This window comes from uncultured Altibacter sp. (assembly GCF_963972995.1).
Lineage (GTDB): Bacteria > Bacteroidota > Bacteroidia > Flavobacteriales > Flavobacteriaceae > Altibacter.
This window is the reverse complement of the sequence record NZ_CAXAXI010000016.1, coordinates 21,791-39,675: the sequence shown is the minus strand read 5'-3', so window position 1 is coordinate 39,675 and position 17,885 is coordinate 21,791. Positions and strand designations below refer to the sequence as shown.

Annotated in this window: 17 protein-coding genes; 5 read left to right on the top strand and 12 right to left on the bottom strand. The window is 41.8% G+C overall.

Annotation, left to right across the window (positions count from 1 at the left end; all coding sequences use genetic code 11):
* Positions 1-79: 79 nt before the first annotated feature.
* From AACZ11_RS08280 to AACZ11_RS08270, 3 genes are all read right to left on the bottom strand, one after another.
* Entirely contained in the window at positions 80-2,638 is a 2,559-nt protein-coding gene (locus AACZ11_RS08280; protein ID WP_290628548.1) for a carboxypeptidase-like regulatory domain-containing protein, read from the bottom strand.
* A complete protein-coding gene (locus AACZ11_RS08275) occupies positions 2,619-3,527 on the bottom strand; it encodes a FecR domain-containing protein (protein ID WP_290628549.1) in 909 nt (302 codons plus the stop codon). The genes AACZ11_RS08280 and AACZ11_RS08275 overlap by 20 nt, the downstream gene beginning before the upstream one ends.
* A gap of 61 nt (positions 3,528-3,588) precedes the next feature.
* A complete protein-coding gene (locus AACZ11_RS08270; protein ID WP_290628550.1) occupies positions 3,589-4,098 on the bottom strand; it encodes an RNA polymerase sigma factor in 510 nt (169 codons plus the stop codon).
* A gap of 108 nt (positions 4,099-4,206) precedes the next feature.
* Here AACZ11_RS08270 and AACZ11_RS08265 point away from each other — a divergent pair, with 108 nt between their 5' ends.
* On the top strand, positions 4,207-6,006 hold the full coding sequence (locus AACZ11_RS08265) for a hypothetical protein (protein WP_290628551.1): 1,800 nt from the start codon (positions 4,207-4,209) through the stop codon (positions 6,004-6,006).
* 10 nt (positions 6,007-6,016) lie between these two features.
* Positions 6,017-6,499 carry a hypothetical protein gene (locus tag AACZ11_RS08260; RefSeq protein ID WP_290628552.1) on the top strand — a complete coding sequence of 161 codons (483 nt, stop codon included), beginning with the start codon at positions 6,017-6,019 and terminating at the stop codon, positions 6,497-6,499.
* A gap of 80 nt (positions 6,500-6,579) precedes the next feature.
* On the opposite strand, the gene AACZ11_RS08255 is transcribed toward AACZ11_RS08260, so the two are convergent.
* From AACZ11_RS08255 to AACZ11_RS08240, 4 genes are all read right to left on the bottom strand, one after another.
* Positions 6,580-6,987, bottom strand: a complete 408-nt coding sequence (locus tag AACZ11_RS08255; protein WP_290628553.1) for a hypothetical protein — start codon at positions 6,985-6,987, stop codon at positions 6,580-6,582.
* Positions 6,988-6,989: 2 nt separating this feature from the next.
* A complete protein-coding gene (locus tag AACZ11_RS08250) occupies positions 6,990-8,471 on the bottom strand; it encodes a M28 family peptidase (protein ID WP_290628554.1) in 1,482 nt (493 codons plus the stop codon).
* 16 nt (positions 8,472-8,487) lie between these two features.
* Positions 8,488-9,117 carry a carbonic anhydrase gene (locus AACZ11_RS08245; RefSeq protein WP_290628555.1) on the bottom strand — a complete coding sequence of 210 codons (630 nt, stop codon included), beginning with the start codon at positions 9,115-9,117 and terminating at the stop codon, positions 8,488-8,490.
* Between the two features lie 151 nt (positions 9,118-9,268).
* The gene (locus AACZ11_RS08240; protein WP_290628556.1) at positions 9,269-9,805 is read right to left on the bottom strand and encodes a nuclear transport factor 2 family protein; all 537 of its coding nucleotides are present in this window, start codon (positions 9,803-9,805) and stop codon (positions 9,269-9,271) included.
* 256 nt (positions 9,806-10,061) lie between these two features.
* Here AACZ11_RS08240 and AACZ11_RS08235 point away from each other — a divergent pair, with 256 nt between their 5' ends.
* Complete coding sequence (locus AACZ11_RS08235) at positions 10,062-11,321, top strand: DEAD/DEAH box helicase (protein WP_290628557.1); 1,260 nt, start codon at positions 10,062-10,064, stop codon at positions 11,319-11,321.
* A 21-nt stretch (positions 11,322-11,342) separates the two neighbouring features.
* Here the strand turns inward: AACZ11_RS08235 and AACZ11_RS08230 are convergent, their stop codons facing one another.
* Positions 11,343-12,116, bottom strand: coding sequence for a hypothetical protein (locus AACZ11_RS08230; protein ID WP_290628558.1), 774 nt, complete (start codon positions 12,114-12,116; stop codon positions 11,343-11,345).
* A 688-nt stretch (positions 12,117-12,804) separates the two neighbouring features.
* Between AACZ11_RS08230 and ffh the strand changes: the two genes are divergently transcribed.
* Together ffh and AACZ11_RS08220 are read left to right on the top strand one after the other, a co-directional pair.
* Positions 12,805-14,133 (top strand): signal recognition particle protein, encoded by a 1,329-nt coding sequence (gene ffh, locus AACZ11_RS08225; protein WP_290628559.1) that lies wholly within the window; start codon positions 12,805-12,807, stop codon positions 14,131-14,133.
* A gap of 30 nt (positions 14,134-14,163) precedes the next feature.
* On the top strand, positions 14,164-15,045 hold the full coding sequence (locus AACZ11_RS08220) for a bifunctional 5,10-methylenetetrahydrofolate dehydrogenase/5,10-methenyltetrahydrofolate cyclohydrolase (protein WP_290628560.1): 882 nt from the start codon (positions 14,164-14,166) through the stop codon (positions 15,043-15,045).
* On the opposite strand, the gene AACZ11_RS08215 is transcribed toward AACZ11_RS08220, so the two are convergent.
* From AACZ11_RS08215 to AACZ11_RS08200, 4 genes are all read right to left on the bottom strand, one after another.
* Positions 15,042-15,467, bottom strand: coding sequence for a YkvA family protein (locus tag AACZ11_RS08215; RefSeq protein WP_290628561.1), 426 nt, complete (start codon positions 15,465-15,467; stop codon positions 15,042-15,044). The two genes, AACZ11_RS08220 and AACZ11_RS08215, sit on opposite strands and share 4 nt — an antisense overlap.
* Before the next feature lie 103 nt (positions 15,468-15,570).
* Positions 15,571-16,602: an AI-2E family transporter gene (locus AACZ11_RS08210; protein ID WP_290628562.1), complete on the bottom strand. Its 1,032-nt coding sequence runs from the start codon at positions 16,600-16,602 to the stop codon at positions 15,571-15,573.
* A gap of 6 nt (positions 16,603-16,608) precedes the next feature.
* Positions 16,609-17,028 (bottom strand): VOC family protein, encoded by a 420-nt coding sequence (locus tag AACZ11_RS08205; protein WP_290628563.1) that lies wholly within the window; start codon positions 17,026-17,028, stop codon positions 16,609-16,611.
* 16 nt (positions 17,029-17,044) lie between these two features.
* Positions 17,045-17,755, bottom strand: a complete 711-nt coding sequence (locus AACZ11_RS08200; protein ID WP_290628564.1) for a hypothetical protein — start codon at positions 17,753-17,755, stop codon at positions 17,045-17,047.
* Positions 17,756-17,885: the final 130 nt, after the last annotated feature.

Below are 17,885 nucleotides of genomic sequence, written 5' to 3'. Positions count from 1 at the left end.
CTTCATGTAAGGCATCAAAGAATTCTACTAGCAATTTAAAATATATGATTTCAGGGAGAGCTTTTGAAAAGAATGGTACTTAGAAGAGAACTTGTACAGATAGATTGGGTGTAAAACCTAAGGAGACTTCCTTTACTTGATTGATCCGTGCGTTGCCGTTGGAATCGGTATCCAAGGCATAGCGAATGTTTAAAGTGTTTTTTTGATCTAGCAAGTTCAAGACAGCGAGATTGAGCTTTGCATCGACCCCTTCGGAAAGTTCCCAGAGATACTCGGCAGAAACATCGGTGCGATAATAATTCGAAAGACGTTCTGCATTGGGTGCTGCATAGAGAATCGTCTCGTCTCCATCAATGATCTCAATGGCATCTGTGGCCCGCGGGAAAGTATTTGGCTTCCCTGTTCGATAATGAAAGCCTACGGCAAATTTCAGCTTGTTTAATGTATACGAGCCTGCCGCTGTTAGCGAATGTCGAATGTCGAGGTTGTGGGGAAAAGGATTGGGATCGAGCGTTGCAAAAGTATAATCGTTTTTCATATACAAATAGGTGAACCAAGCACTAAAGCGATTTGTCTTTCTATTTAAAGTGAATTCGGCTCCTTTTGAGGCATAACTACCTTGTGCGCTTACAAACTGAAATTGATTTTGAAACCCTTGATTTGATGCTGTGATGCCTTCTACCTTTTTGTAAAACCCTTCCAGATTAACAAACCACACATTCTTTTTATACAGCAATCCTACCGATAGTTGCTTGCTTTGTATAATAGGTGTTTCCGTCTCATCGGCCAAGACCCAGCGGCGCTTTTCTACACCTAGAAAATCACTGTCGAAATCGATACGCTGTGTGACGGCCTGGCTTTTCAATTCGCCCAAAGCTTCCAGCGCAAAGCCGCCTCCCAATTTCTGATGTATACTAAATCTGGGCTCCGGAAGAAATCGATCGAACTTTTCATAATAATTGGCGCGTAAACCACCTCTTAGAATAGAATTCTTATTGGAGGAGGTATAGATGAGGTCTGAGAACAGCACATGGGACCGTAATACTTTCTTTTCGTAGATTCTGAAACGAGGTAAATTAACATCTTGTAGATTGGCGATCCCTATTTCCGAAAAATGATAACCTCCCTTTAGCTGAAGCACGTTATCTAAGCTATAGGCAGCATCTAGTTTTAAACCGGCATCGATCACTTCATTTTCCTGTTGTTGAACTTGGGTGGTAAAGATGTCGTTATTGGTTGCGTCTAAAAGATAATAACTACCATAGACCAGTGCCGTGGTCTCAAAGTAGGCTGTCCAATTTCGGGTCCAAGCAATACCTGCCAATACGCTTCTTTGTTCTAGATTACTCGTTTTGGAGTTAGCAGCAGATTGTAACGTTTCGGTAAAATCTAGCTTATTGTCTGCCGTGAATGTGGTGAACCGTATTTTATCCTTTTCTGAAAGGTCCCATAGAAATTTGGCACTGAGATCGTAGAAGCTAAATGTTTCGGACAAGGATAAGGTTCCCGGCGCAGAAGGATTCTCCTGATTGGTGATTTCAGTATCCTGGAAGATTCTTTCAGAATAGGTCTTATAGACGGGAGTTTCAAAAAGGGAGTTAATAGAATGCCTTCCTGAGAGTTGCACAGAGCTCCTATAAGAAGTTGGAATGTCCAAGTAAAAGTTACCGTTGATCAAGTTCACGCCTGCTCCGCCTTCAAATTTTGAGGTGATCTTGTCTTTGGAGCGCATGTCGATCAGCCCAGAAACACCTTCGCCATACCGGGAAGGCGTTCCATTTTTATACAGTGTCACCTTTTTTGTAAGATCGGGATTGAATGCAGAAATAAGTCCGAAGAAATGGCCGCTCTGATACATTTTTATATCCTCGTACAGAATTAGATTCTCATCATGCGTTCCGCCGCGAATATTGATGTTGGAAATGGTCTCGTCTGCACTTTCAACACCGGGAAGTGCCTGTGCAATCTGTAACACGTCATTTTCTACCTGTCCGGGGAGCAGTCCAAAATTATCGGTGTTTAGAACGATGGCTCCCTGAGTTGTCTTTTGGATACCTTGGGTGAACAAGGTCTCTAAGGTGATGGCATTTAACGCTGTTACCGAAGGAACCAACAGAATGCTGTAACAATCCTCAGTAAGCCGATTAGTACTTATTTCGGTGGTCTCGTACCCCACATGAGAGATCTGAAGTGAGGTATTCGAGTATGTTTCGGCTACATAAAAAATACCTTCGTTGTTGGTAACTACGGCAAAACTTCCGTCTATGGTCTGTATCGTGACGTCCGGGAGCGGTAGGCCTGTTTTGGCATCGTAGATCTTTCCGCAGTAGGAGGCTTCCTCATTTTTAAGCGTGGCAGTAATATAACGATCGTCGATGCGGGTAAAACGCAAGGGGGTGTTTTGGGTAAGATAGTCTAGGGTGTTTTCCAACGAGTTCCCCTTGGAAGGCGGAATGATAACAATTCCTGTAACGTCTGAAGTAGCATAGGAAATACTCACATTGTAGGTTGTCTCTACCTGCTCGATCACCGCTGTCAAGGAAATTTTTTGTGTATCTTGGGAAAGCACTCGTGAACACCACAAAAGTGCTAGGACTGTAAGCAATGCAATGTTCTTTCTACTGACTGCCTTGTGCATATATTAGTACTTCCCCATTAGTTACCGTATACTGTAATTGTAGCGGTTCACACACCGATTTTAATGCAAGCTCCAGATCTGAGTGTGTAAAACTACCGGTGAACCGTTGTGACAGATCGATCTTCGCTGCATTCACCTTTACGGGATAATACCGCTCAATTTCTTGTAAAATAACACCAACAGGCATGTTCTCAAAATGACTTTCGTCAGTTATCCAAACAGGTGCTGTTGCATTGGTAGGTGTATGTACTACTAACGTTCCGTTCTCGACTTTTAGTTTATTGCCTGCGGGCAATTTAATGAGTGTGTCGTTATAAGCAACACTCACTAGACCTTCATAACATTGTACATGAAATAACGAGTCGCGTGAGAAAACGTTGAACTGTGTTCCCAGTACAGTGACCACACCTTGCGAGGTATTCACAGAAAAGGTACTGCCTTTAGAAACTTTAAAATAGGCTTCCCCACTAAGAGAGAGGGAGCGCTCACGCTTCCAATCACTCTTGTTATAGGAAAGTTGTGAATCGGCATTGAGTAGTACTTCCGAAGCATCGGGTAACACAATAGACTCTTTTTGGGCAATCCCTGTGCTTACAGTAGTATCCAGCGTATTTAGATATAGATAACCCGCGCAGATCACGGCTACAACCGCTGCGATCTTTAAGAGTGTCTTTACAGGGTTGAGTTTTTTGACGGAAACTTGTGTATCTCGTTTTGAAAGAATAGCTTGATACGTGCCGGCACTATCAAACTGCGGTGCCTCAAAACCCAAAGCCGCTTCCGAGATCTCCACATAGGAAGCATATTCGGGAGAGGACCTAAGAATCTGGATCTCTTCTGCGCTGGCTTCGCCATTCAAATATTTATGTAATATGTAATTTTTATCCATGATTTGCGTATATCATACCTACTAATAGAACAGGGATCATCGCATTTACCCTACCCTTAATTTAAATTTTCTCGATATCGTTTCGCAGGGCAGCCAGCGCCTGACTCATACGTTTTTCTACAGCTTTCACCGAAATATCCAAAATCTCGGCGATCTCTTTATACTTTTTGCCTTCAATTCGGTTCATTAAAAAAGCGGTGCGTTGTGCTTCGGTAAGCCCTGCGATGGCATTCTCTATTTTTTTGAGATATTGTTTTTCCTCCAATAGGAATTCCGGAGATTGATCATTAACCTTCATGGGCTCAAGAGCAGCATGCTTTAATACCACCTTTTTATGTGCTACCTCATTGAGAAACGCATTGTTCGTAACGGTATATAAAAAGGATTTTGCTTTCGACAAAGGGACCTTGGCACAATTTTGCCATAATTTTATAAATGCATCCTGCACAAGATCATCTGCCTGAGCCGTATTGCCACATTTAAAGTAAATGAAGTTCCAGATCTGTTTACTGTAATCTTCATATACTTTCGTAAAATTATGCTCCTTACAAACGTTTTCGTTTTCTTCCATATAGGGTGAGGTCTTGCCCAAAGATATTTAAAAACTTTTTTTATATACAACGTAGGGTATTTTAAAAGTGAATTGTTCTATACATAAAGACCCCAAAAAAATAGTGCAATGAAAAATTTACTTAGAATTCACTTCCTGATCCTTCTCGTATTAACGTTGCTTTTTGGCGCCTGTCAAAAAGAAGAAGAAGAATTTATTGATGAAACCGAAGAAGAGACCATTACGGCTAATTCAACAGCGACCCAACTTCTTATTCGATCTTCCGAAAACGCAGGAGATTTTGATGACATTATCGACGGAAACAGTTGCGCAAGTGTTGTCTTGCCGGTTACCGTAGTTGCAAATGGCCAAGAAGTAGTAATTAATAGCGAAGACGATTATGATATCGTTGAAGCAATTTTTGACCAATTTCCAAACGATCAAGATACGCTCGAGATCCAATTTCCTATCACCATCCTCCTGGAAGATTTTACCCAGATCGTTATTAATGATCAAACCGAACTGGATGCTATCATCGCGGCTTGTGACGCAGATATTGATGACTCTATTGGCTGTGTAGATTTTGTTTACCCTATCACGTTCTTTATCTACAATTCCAATCAGCAGCAGATAGGCACGAACACCGTGCATAGTGATGTAGAACTTTACCAGTTCTTGAGCAATTTAAGCAGTGACGAATACATAAGTATCGATTTTCCAATTGCCGTGATCGTGAACGGAGTGCAATTTCCGGTGGCAAATACCCAAGAGCTTATTGCTATTATAAGCAGTGCCAATTGTGACGATGATAGTAACCATGATCCTATCGATAACACTCAATTTACAGAGGACCTTACGACTGGGGTTTGGTACATCACATATTACTTTGATGATTACGATGAGACTTCAGATTTTAATGGCTACGAGTTCGATTTTGCATCAGATAATACCGCAACTGCCACCAGTGGAACTACCACAGTAAATGGTACTTGGAATTTGACAGGCAGCAGTTCTCCGGACTTGGTTCTTTTCTTCGGAACGAATGATCCTTGGGACGAACTGGACGAAGACTGGGACATCATTGAAGCAACCTCAGAAATCATTCGCCTACGTGATGTAAGTGGTGGCGATGGAAGTACCGATTATTTAACCTTTGAGCGTACACCCAACGACGGGGGATCCAATACAGATGTCAATGAACTTATTACGCAATTGACAACCGGAGATTGGTACGTGAACCTTTACGATGATGAAGGCGATGATGAGACGTGCGATTATGTCGATTATACTTTTACGTTCAATACCAACGGAACTGCAACTGCCCATAGTAATTCAACTACCAAGAACGGCTTTTGGAGTGTGGAAATTAGCAGTGACAATACCTTAGACCTAATCCTGAATTTTGAATACGACAATGAGGACGATCCTTTTGAGGACCTTAATGACGATTGGGATGTACTAGGTTTTGATGCCACTTTTATCAACCTCCGTGATATTAGCGGCGGAAACGGCGGCACCGATCTCCTTAATTTTGGAAGAACGCCTTACGACGACTGCAACGGCGGTGGTGGCGGGGGAGATGATCCCGACCCACAAGAACTTCGGGACATTATGGAAACAGGTACTTGGTATGTAGACACCTATTTAGATGATGGTGATGATGAAACCGCAGATTATTCAGGATATACCTATACTTTTTATTCCAATCAAACAGTATTGGCTACAAACGGTTCCGAGAATGTGCAAGGGATATGGATTGTGACTGTGGTTGCAGCAGAACTCAATTTTGAGTTCGATATGGACAGCCCTGTTAACGGTACCGATGACGACGAATATAAAGTAACAGCATTTTCCAATAACTCCGTGACGTTTATAACAAGGGATAGCAGTGGCAATGTGGAAGACACTTTAATAATTAAGAGAAACTAATAAATACACTATGAAAAAAATGAAAAAGAAAATGATCCGTCTGGTTGTAGCAACCTCTCTATTAACTGCTGTAATCGCTTGCAGTCCTTCCAACGACGACTCCTCGTCTAATGATGCAAGTGCCCAACAAACGGCAGCGATTGCCCGAAACGGCACCTGGGAAATCACCTACTTCTATGACACAGACCAAGAAGAAACCGGTAATTTTAGTGGCTATAGTTTTAGTTTCAATGAGAACGGAAGCTTAGTTGCGGTTAATGGCAGCACTACAGTTACCGGTACCTGGTCTGTAACGAATTCCAGTAATTCCAGCGATGATGATGGAAGTAATGACGATGATGATGACTTCAACATCTTTTTCGCGTCTCCGCGTGAGTTCGAAGAGCTAAGCGACGACTGGGACATCATTTCGGTTACCGAAACCAAGATCGAATTGATCGATGTGAGCGGAGGAAACGGAGGAACCGATTATTTAACGTTTGAAAGACAGTAACTCCTCCATGATTGTTTTTGCCCCAAAGAGCCGGCTGGAATTTTTCCGGTCGGTTTTTTTATGCTGAAAATGTTCCTTGCTCAATCGGGGCGCAGCGAAGCTAATAATGTTTCCAAAGTTTCCCTCGCTTCGGAAGGAGCCAAAATTACACTGCGTCTACTTCCATTTTCGGTGCTGCTAAGTATGGCAGTACGCATCGCTCTCTTTGTGCGATGTGTTTCTGAAGCATCCAGTAAACTTTCAGCTAAGGAAGCGATCTGAAGAAAGGATTTTTCAGAAAGGATACACGCAAAAGGTGTTCCGCCACTATAATACCCCGATGAACTTTCCGAAGCCGTCACAGGATCGAAACGAACCTTATTCCCCGAAATGTGATAGGTATTGTTGTTCATGTCGGTGTAGGTATACACAATCGAAGTTTTAAAGGAAGCACATCCCGTGTTTGCGATCGAAAATAATAGGAGCATCATGACTATGGTTCCTCTCATCTCTATTTTTTATAAAGTTTTTTCCCTGCTTCTTCATATTTGTCGCCTGCTGTCCAGAAAGGGGTCACGGGATCATTGGCGATCTTACGACCGGACAATACATAGGCACTAAAAAACTTGAGGAGATAGTCGTAATCCAGGCTTTCTGCCTCGTCCCCCGGGCGATGATAATATTGGGTAAGTGTTCCATCAAACGCTGTAAAACCTAAACTAAAGGTAGGTGCTGGTATCCCCTTGGCGGCAAATTTTACATTATCGCTACGGTCAAAAAGTCCTTGCTCGGGTGCAGGGTCATCTACGGCGGTAAGTCCAAATGCTGTGGCTGCTTCTTTTATGTGTGAACCAGCAGAGGTCCGGTTCAAACCAATAATGGTGGCAAGGGAAGTATCGTTATACCCTGCATTATCACTGTTAAAGCAATAGACCATCTGCTCTAGCGGAAGCACGGGGTTCTCCACGTAATATTCACTACCTAACAATCCTTTTTCTTCTCCGGTGAACAGAATGAACAAGGCACTTCGTTTTGTAGGGTACTTGGCCAGATTTTGTGCCATGCTCAATACGGTTGTGATACCCACAGCATTGTCTCGCGCACCATTATAGATAGTATCTCCTGTCTCATCCGGTGTTCCAATACCCACGTGATCGTAATGACCCGAGTAGATAATGTATTCATCTTTCAACATAGGATCTGTGCCCTCCACCATGCCTACCACGTTTTGGGTTGTAATAGTTTCGGTGACAGCAGCCTCCATTTTCAATGTACTCTTTACCGTATTTTTTTCGCTAAAAATTTTTGAATAGGATCCAGTTTCGTCCCACACCCAAATATAAGGCAGGCCGTTTGACTTAGGTGCCTCTTTAGCTTCGTTGGTGGCAAGACTAATTCGTGAGTTGGTAAAATTATGATCAATGAATCCCCACAGGTTCTCGTCGGTAGAAAGCAGTTCGATCACACCCGCTGCTCCTGCTTTTTTCGCCAAAGCCATTTTCTTGTCACGATATCCAAATGCGCTACGGGCATCTGTGGCATCGGGCCCTCCGGCCTTCATTACTACAACTTGGTTTGCCACATTCTTTCCTGTATAGTCTGCTTCAAGTCCATATCCAACAAAGACGACATTTCCGGTATATTCTAAGGGTACCGCTTCAATAGCCACTTTATGACGAACCGATACTCCATCCAACGTAAGGTCTGTGTGTTTTGGTGGGCTCACTCTTTGCATTGGGATATTTTGGTAGAAAGTTCCTTCCTTCGATGCCGGTTGTACTCCATAGCCCCGCATTGTATTTGCCAAATAGGAGGCGGCGATCTTGTTCTCTGCGGTTCCCGTTTCTCTTCCTTTTAGGAGATCATCTGCCAAAAAGTAGATATGGCCTTCTATGGCACTCTTGCTAACGGTATTTTGGACTAGCTCTTTATCGGTTTGTGCTAAAATAGTGATGCTGCATACAAAGAGCAGCGAACTGAACATTAATTTCATGCGTATGTTTTAAGGGTTATTTCTCTAAATGGTAGATTTCCATGATATCTTTAAGTATGTTGTTGAAATCGATCTTTAGGTCTATTATTTTTCCGGTATGTATATCGAATACCCAACCATGTACCCGAAGGTCTCTCTTTCGATAGGCTATTTGGACATCGGCTGTTTTAATGACGTTCACGCATTGTTCTTGAACATTGAGTTCAACCAAACGGCGGTATTTTTCCTCTTCATCTTCAATGGCGTTTAGAGCAACACGATGAAGTCGGTAAACATCTCTAATGTTGCGTAACCACGGATTTAAAATACCGAGGTCTTGTGATTGCATAGCAGCTTTAATACCACCGCAGCCGTAGTGTCCGCAAACAATAATATGATTTACTTTAAGAAAACGTACGGCATAATTGATCACAGACATGGCACTTAGATCTAAGTTGGAGACCATATTGGCAATATTTCTTAGAATAAATGCTTCACCGGGTTTTGCTCCCATAAGTTCTTCGGCTGTCACTCGGCTATCACTGCACCCAATATAAAGTACTTCGGGGTGTTGCCCTTCACTTAAGTTTCTGAAATAGTTAGGGTCAAGTCCTAGCTTTTCGTTAACCCAAGCTTGATTGTTCTTAAAGATCTGATCAATATTCATACGTAGATTTCGTGATCAATATTTTTTAAAGATAGGTAAACTTTAAAAATAGAAGCATGAGCCATCGTTAACTTTTTCAGAAAACAGAAGGCCGGTTCCCAATATAGAACCGGCCTTTTGTAATAGTGAGATGTATCTTATTGAAAGTTACTTATTCCATTTCTGTATCTTCCTCCATGCTTGCTTCTTCTTGCGCTGCCTGCATTTCCATTTGTGCTAGCACGATTGGGCTGCGATCGTAATAAGCATACTCTTTAACTACCTTGCCATCTATAAATTGCGCAGTAAGGTGTACCGGCATCTTGTACGTTTGATTGTTCGCTGTCATGGTACCTTCCCATACACCCCAAAAATTTACCCAAGTTTCACCATCATCAGTCACGACCATTTCAATATCGCCTTCATCTTTCACGAATCCGTAAGATGAGTAGGCAGCCGTTGTTTCCTTAAATGCATTTGCATTGTCTGCAGCCGATAAAAATTTATCAGAAGTATTGTGGTAGATCTTTGCCGTATCGGCATAATGACTCTTGTATCCTTCCCAGTCCCCGGCTTCATACGCCGCCATTGCAGCTTTTAAAGAATCGATCTCCGGTGAAGTTTGCGTGTATCTTTCGGGTTGTTCTTGGCAGGCCGTAAACATTAAAAGTGTTAAGAATAAAATTCCTGCGTTTTTCATTGTTTTCATACGATAGTTAGTTAGTTAATATTGGTTTGAAAATTATAGTAGTATAGCACAGCAGGAGACTAAGTGAGAGAAGGAGGCATATGTATTTGAAATACAACACTTTAAATATACATATTTTTAGAATAGTATTTCTACGTATTACTACGTATTCTGTTATTATTGTTAAATATAAAGGGCTAGCGCACTAATTAAACATATCTTTGTGCAACATAAAGAAATGACGTTACTCTAAATTGTCATTTTATAAACAATTTATATGTCATTTAAAACGCTTGGGCTTTCCGATGCCCTGTTGAGGTCCATCAGCAAAAAGGGATACACTTCCCCGACGCCTATCCAACAAAAAGCCATCCCCAATATTTTAGAACGCAAGGATATCTTAGCCTCGGCACAAACCGGTAGCGGAAAGACCGCTGCTTTTGCTTTACCAATGCTTCATATATTAAACAATCAGACACAATTAAGACAGCGCCCGGTACGCGCCTTGATCCTAACCCCAACCCGAGAATTGGCAGCACAAGTGTATGAAGAATTTAAAGAGTATGGGGAGTTCACATCCTTACGCGCTACCGTCATCTTTGGAGGTGTTAATGCGAATCCGCAAATAAGAACCCTTCGGCAAGGCGTAGATATTTTGGTCGCTACCCCCGGCAGATTGTTGGATTTACAAAATCAGCGGGCCGTGACTCTTTCAAATGTTGAGATTCTTGTACTGGATGAAGCAGATCGTATGCTAGACATGGGATTTCTTAGGGATATAAAAAAAATTATTGCCTTATTGCAGGGGAAGAGACAAAACCTGCTTTTTTCGGCAACCTTTTCAAAAGAGATAAAGGAATTGGCAAACACTTTTTTGCACCAGCCCGTGCAAGTGGAAGCCACTCCTGAAAATACTGCGGTAGAGATCATCGATCAAATTGTGTATCGAACCGACAAGAGCAAGAAGACCGACCTTGTAATTAAGCTGATATCGGAAGGAGACTGGCAACAAGTCCTCATCTTTACACGAACAAAACACGGTGCCAACAGATTGTGTCAAAAACTAGATAAGGCAGGGATTAGTGCTGCGGCAATTCATGGAAATAAAAGTCAAGGGGCACGCACCAAGGCGTTGTCTGGTTTTAAAAGCGGGAAGGTACGTGTGCTCGTTGCAACCGATATTGCTGCACGTGGGCTCGATATACCTTTATTGCCGCATGTAATCAATTATGAGCTCCCTAACGTTCCTGAAGATTACGTGCACCGAATAGGTCGTACCGGAAGAGCAGGAGCCTCCGGAGAAGCGATATCTATTGTAAGCGTAGATGAGAATGAGTATGTGGCCGGTATCGAAAAGCTGTTAGGAGAACCCCTACAAAGCGAAACGCTCCCCGGTTTTGAAATCACCGAAACCCTTACAGAAGTTCTGGAACGTAAAGCAGAGAATAAAGCACAAAACCAACGCGGTCGCCAAAACAATACTAAAAAGAAACCTCAGCCCAAAGGCGGAGGTTATAAACGCCGCGGAAGACGTTAACATCAATACCGGATCATCTCTCTACTTCGTTCCTGCCGGAATATAAGAAAGGTCTCTCCTCATATAGCCATTGAGCGTTTCAACACGAATGATCGAACTCAAGAGTTGCTCATATATCTTGTTGCGTTCTTCGGCTAACAATTCTTTGTTTTCCTTGCGGATACGCTCGTAATCTTCCGGACTTTTAGCAGAAATTGCTACCAAAATAAATTGCCCGGGAGCCCCGAAACCACTACGGTAAACGCGATAGTGTTCAGGTGAATTTTTCTTAGCGTAAAGCTGTTTGAACTGCATAGCCAGATCCAATACCTTATTAAAATTTTGCGGGGTGGTATACCAGAATTCTAATTTTCTAAATTCCAAGCCGTCTTCGGCAATATCCACGCCTCCCGGCATATAGGAAAGCTCATTATCCAGGTGGATGATGTAGTCGCTGTGAGTATCATAACAGTTGTCGAAATTATCGAACAATTGATTGAACTCCTGTTCTCCCATCTTACTCTGAAGCCCCGAAAATCGGCTCTTATCAAGATCGGCCATGTTGTCTATCGGAGATAAGTGAAAATACCGTAAATCGTCGGTGGAAACGGTATACCAATGGGCAGTGTCAATATTAAATTTCTTACAGTTGTTTGCAAGAATGCTGCAGTACTCTTCATAATCGGCTACCTTAGCCGGATATACCGGGTCTTCATGAACCCAAAAGGCCTGTGAATTCGTATCCTGTGCATAATGTGCTTCAGTAACAAACAGTAGTGCGATCAATACTAAAATAATGGATTTTGGTGATTTCATATGCTTCGAATTAGTGTTGGTGTGGTAGTGCTACAATCCGAGTGTAACAAATAGTAAAAAGCATTCTGTGATGAACCTTATATACCGTCAACCTTTAAGTGACGTCTTCTATCCTGTGCTATTTTTGAATGATACATCCTTTTTTTAGGCTGTATTGCAAGGTAACTTCCTATTAAAGATACAAAAGATTTATATATGCGGCATGTTTGTAAAAGAAGGAGTTGTATTTTCTTCGGAAGAAACCTCCTAATAGCATTCTTATAGCAGTTAAAGATCAGTCACACCAAGGTCTTTAAAGCCAAATTGTAAAAAGCGGAGCGAAATAAGGATTTCTGAAGGATTTATTACGGCATGGCACCTGCTTGTTAAGTATTAGGTTTATGGGATTTTACCGTTTATATGTGTTGAAGAATATTACTGTTTTCTTAATTCTTATTCATAAATGAAAGCGACCTCGCGTAATTTTTTAACGACAAAGACCATGAATTTAAATCAACTGTTGAAAGAGGGGGTATAAAGTCAATCTTTACGAAAAAAGTGATAACATGAGGTAGGTCTATTATTTTTAATTACGCGTTTTATCTTTCCATACTTCCTACTTTGTAACTCCCTTGTCAATTAGTATCTTTGCACCTCCAAACACCCAAGTCAAGGAAGCGGGTGGATTGCAACCCTAAAGAGAAAGAGTATGTTCGATAATTTAAGTGATAAATTAGATAAAGCGCTACACGTACTAAAAGGCCACGGAAGCATTACCGAGGTAAACGTTGCGGAGACTTTAAAAGAAGTTCGCCGTGCACTGCTTGATGCCGATGTTAACTTTAAGATCGCTAAAGAATTTACAAATACTGTCAAAGAAAAAGCCTTGGGTCAAAATGTATTGACGACTTTACAGCCGGGACAATTGATGGTGAAACTGGTAAAGGACGAGCTCACTGAACTCATGGGGGGTGAAACCGCCGGTATCAACTTGCAAGGTTCACCAAGTATAATTTTGATGTCCGGACTTCAAGGTAGCGGTAAGACCACATTCTCGGGGAAATTGGCAAATTATCTAAAAACAAAAAAAAGCAAAAAACCATTATTGGTCGCTTGTGATGTTTACCGTCCGGCTGCGATCAATCAGCTGCATGTTGTAGGCGATCAGGTTGGGGTAGAAGTGTATAGTGAAGAGGGGAATCTGAACCCTGTGGAGATCGCACAAAATGCGATTGCGCATGCCAAAGCGAACGGACATAATGTAGTTATTGTGGATACGGCAGGACGTTTGGCCGTAGATGAGGAAATGATGACCGAGATTGCCAATGTTCATAAAGCGATCCAGCCTCAAGAAACATTGTTTGTGGTAGATGCGATGACAGGGCAGGATGCTGTTAATACTGCGAAGGCCTTTAATGAACGGTTGAATTTTGAAGGTGTAGTTCTTACAAAATTAGATGGAGATACACGAGGAGGTGCCGCTATCTCTATTAAGAGCGTGGTAGATAAACCCATTAAATTCATTGGTACCGGCGAAAAGATGGATGCGATTGATGTGTTCCACCCTGCTCGTATGGCCGATCGTATATTAGGGATGGGAGACGTTGTTTCCCTTGTAGAACGTGCCCAAGAGCAATTTGATGAAGTGGAAGCGCGTAAGCTTCAGAAGAAAATTGCAAAAAACCAATTTGGGTTTGACGATTTTATAAAGCAGATCCAACAGATCAAAAAGATGGGAAGCATGAAGGATCTGGTAGGGATGATCCCAGGGGCCGGAAAAGCGTTAAAGGATGTGGATATCGATGATGATGCTTTTGTTCATATTGAAGCGATTATTCATTCCATGACCCCCGAAGAGCGAAGTACACCTTCTGTAATCAACGGAAGCAGAAAAAAGAGAATTGCCAAGGGGAGTGGAACATCGGTGACTCAGGTGAATCAACTGTTGAAACAATTTGATCAAATGAGTAAAATGATGAAGATGATGCAAGGGGGCGGAGGTCGCAAGATGATGCAAATGATGGGCAAGATGAGATAATAAATAAAAAACAACCATATATATACGCCCATGACCATACTTGACGGAAAGAAAGTATCCAACGACATTAAAAACGAGATCACTGCCGAAGTGGCTAAAATGAAAGCCAACGGTGAAAAAGTACCCCATCTTGCCGCAGTGATCGTGGGTGATGACGGGGCAAGTCTAACGTATGTGGGCAGTAAAGTGCGATCCTGCGAACGTGTTGGTTTCGAGTCGACCATGGTGCGACTACCACACACAACGAGCGAATATGAATTGCTTCAAAAAATTAAGGAGCTTAACGAAAATGACGACATTGACGGTTTTATAATTCAACTGCCACTTCCGCCGCAAATCAATACGCAAAAAGTATTGATGGCAGTGGATCCAAGTAAGGATGTGGATGGATTTCATCCGGAGAATTTTGGGAAAATGGCCTTGGACATGAGTACTTTCATACCGGCAACTCCATTTGGGATATTGGAACTTTTAGAGCGGTATGATGTTGATACTAAAGGGAAACATACAGTAGTCATAGGCAGAAGTCACATCGTGGGGAGACCCATGAGTATTCTAATGAGTCGTAAAGGGTGGCCCGGTAATAGCACCGTTACGCTCACGCACAGTAACACAAAAAATATTGCGCAAATCACTACGCAGGCGGACATTATTATATCAGCCTTGGGTGTGCCCAATTTTCTGAAAGCAGAGATGGTCAAGGATGATGCGGTGGTGATAGATGTTGGTATTACGCGTGTAGCCGATGAATCTCACCCAAAGGGATACGTGATTACCGGAGATGTTGATTTTGAGAATGTGAGTAAGAAAGCAAGCTTTATTACCCCGGTTCCAGGTGGTGTAGGGCCTATGACGATCGCAATGTTATTAAAGAACACTCTGCTCGCCAGAGAACAACGTAAATCGAATTAAATTCCCTTTCCTTGTTGGAGTTTCCAGTCCAGATAGCGATGCAAATCGCTTTCAATCCATCCAATCCCAATAGAGAGGATTGCCAGATCATCCAAATACCCTATTCCGGGAATGAAGTCGGGAACAAGATCCATAGGATTCAATACATAGAGGAGCGCCATAACAATGGTGGCAATGGTAAACCAAGGAACATTGCTATAGTTCCCATTTTTCATGTCCTTCACCATGGCCATCATGAGCTTTCCAATTTCCAAATACTTGCTTAAGGGGCTGGCATTACTAAGTTTTTTCGAAATAGCCTCTTGATTTTCCATTAGAATTTCAACATCACCATCCTCAACCTTGGTGATTTTCTCTTTGGCGTACGATTCGGCCGCATCGTTTGAAGCTTCGGTCTTGGATTTATTTTTTCTGAATAGCATAAGTGTCATTGTTAGTTCAAGAAAGGTACTTGAATTGCTTTAGAAATTATTTTAAAGAAACGTTATAAAATTTCGAAAAGAGCCAAAATTTTGTGAACAAAAATTAGAGCCGTTCTTCTCCGTTGCCCACTTCTTTCCCGTATTCATTTTTGTAGATACGAAGGACGATAAGGAATAAACTAATAAGTAAGGGGCCGAATATTAATCCAATAAAGCCAAAGAGAGGTACCCCAACAATCACCCCTATTAAAGTAATTAACGGATGGACATTGTCGAGTTTTTTTAATACATACAGTCGTATGATATTGTCGGTAGAACCAACAATTACAAAGCCATAGATTAGAATTCCCCATGCCTGGAAAGTATCCCCGGACGAAAGGGTTAGGATAAACACCGGCAAGATGCCCAATAATGTACCTACAAATGGAATCATGGAGCCAATGGTGACAATTACGAACCAAAACAACGGATCCTCAATTCCAAAAATTAAAAAGCCTATAAGAGCAACGATACCTTGCGCTAAAGCCACCAATGGAATTCCCAAAGCATTGGACCTTACCATCATTTGGACTTCTTTGCCTATGGATTTTAGATTTTTTCGATTGATGGGAATGTATTCGTAAAGCGATTCTTTTAGCTCACTTCTGTTGGTAAACATATAGTATAGAAGAAAATACATAAGACCAATAGAGATGAACATGTTAAAGGTTCCCCCGGCAAAACTCTGCAAATTTTCTGAAAGCCAAGAGGATACGGCGCCCGCATCGATTTGCGAATTGAGATCATACCCTACTTTTTCTTCAATGGATGTCAATTGCTCTTTAAAAGCTTTCACTACCCGTTCCGAATTTTTAACGGCATTGCTTATCTTGTTGGTAAGCATAAGGACGATCCCTGTGACGGGAATTAAAATTCCAACAAAGGAAAGAAACATTAAAACCCCGGCAGCCAGATCGGGATGCCATCCTTTTCTCACTAAGCGAGCCATCCATTTTCGCATGAGCACGTAGATGGTGATAGCGCCTAACACGCCCGATAAATAAGGCAACATCTCCCTAAAAATTAGTCCGCCCATAAGAAGGATGAGCAGCAGGACAAAGATTTGTCGGATGATTTTCGGGTTGATAGATCTCATATTATTTTATTTCGCAAACAATTGATCAAGGTTCTTGAATGCTTTAAATGCTAGTGCATTTCCCGAAGGGTCCTTAAAGAACATGGTAGCTTGCTCCCCGGTTAGCCCTTTAAATCGAATGTAAGGTTCAATGATAAAAGTAATGTTATTTTTTTTGAGTTTTTCTGAAAAGGCCGTGAAAGTTTCCATGTCCAATACAACCCCAAAATGAGGAACCGGAACATCTTTTCCGTCCACCAAATTTGTTATCGCTTCTTCTGAAGCACCCTCCTTGTAATGGATCACCAATTGATGCCCGAAGCAATTAAAATCCACCCAATGATCACTACTGCGTCCTTCAGAGAAACCAAGCACATCTCTATAAAAAATTCTACAGGTGTTGAGGTCGTGTACAGGGATTGCCAAATGGAATGGTGCTACTGTCATTTGTACTAATTAAGGATTAAGAATAGTTGTTGGCCTTTAAAAAAGCGGTTATAAATAGTTTCGTATTTTTTTTAATGGCGTCTATGGAAGTGTCATCTTCATAGTCTAAATAATACGTTACAAAAATAAGCCGGTCCCTAACAAGTACTGCAGTCATAGAAACGCCCATGGTACGAGCTTCATTTTCATTCGCTATGTTCATAAGTAGGATAAGGGTCGAGGACCTACTGTTCAATTTGTATTTTTCGATAAGCGTAGGTTGACTCACTTCAATTTTCTTTTCTGAAAATGCAGCACTGTCATTTACTGCTTCCATGGTCTTGTCTAAGAAGCCGCTGGTCATCATGGTCATGATCTGGTTCATCTCATCCGCCGTCATGTGGTAGTTCTTTGCCATGTTCGCAGCATAGATCTGATAATAATTATCGTAGGAGACATTTCCAAAGGTCGAAGCATTCTTACACAATGTGTCTTCAATATAATACCCCAAAATTGTATTCTCTGAATCGTTGAACTGATCCACAGCAGCGCGTACATTAGGATTGTCATAGCATTCACTAAGACCTGAGATTTCTGGGAAGCATACACTTAGATCCCCAAAGGTCGCTTGACTCTCACAGTGGGGTGCATCTTGAATGGCTGTTGGCGATGCATTGTTCTTTTCCGAAGGGTCTTTACAACCTACCAAAGTAGCGAGCAATAAAAGAAGTAAGATGGTTTTTTTCATGACCCCCAATTTTAATTTTTGTAAGGGTGATGAAGTTTCGTTGTAATACTTACTGTGTTCATACTACGCCCTTAAAGCAGTTGCGCCATATTGTTTGTAGAGGTTTTCTTGGACACATTTTTGCTACATC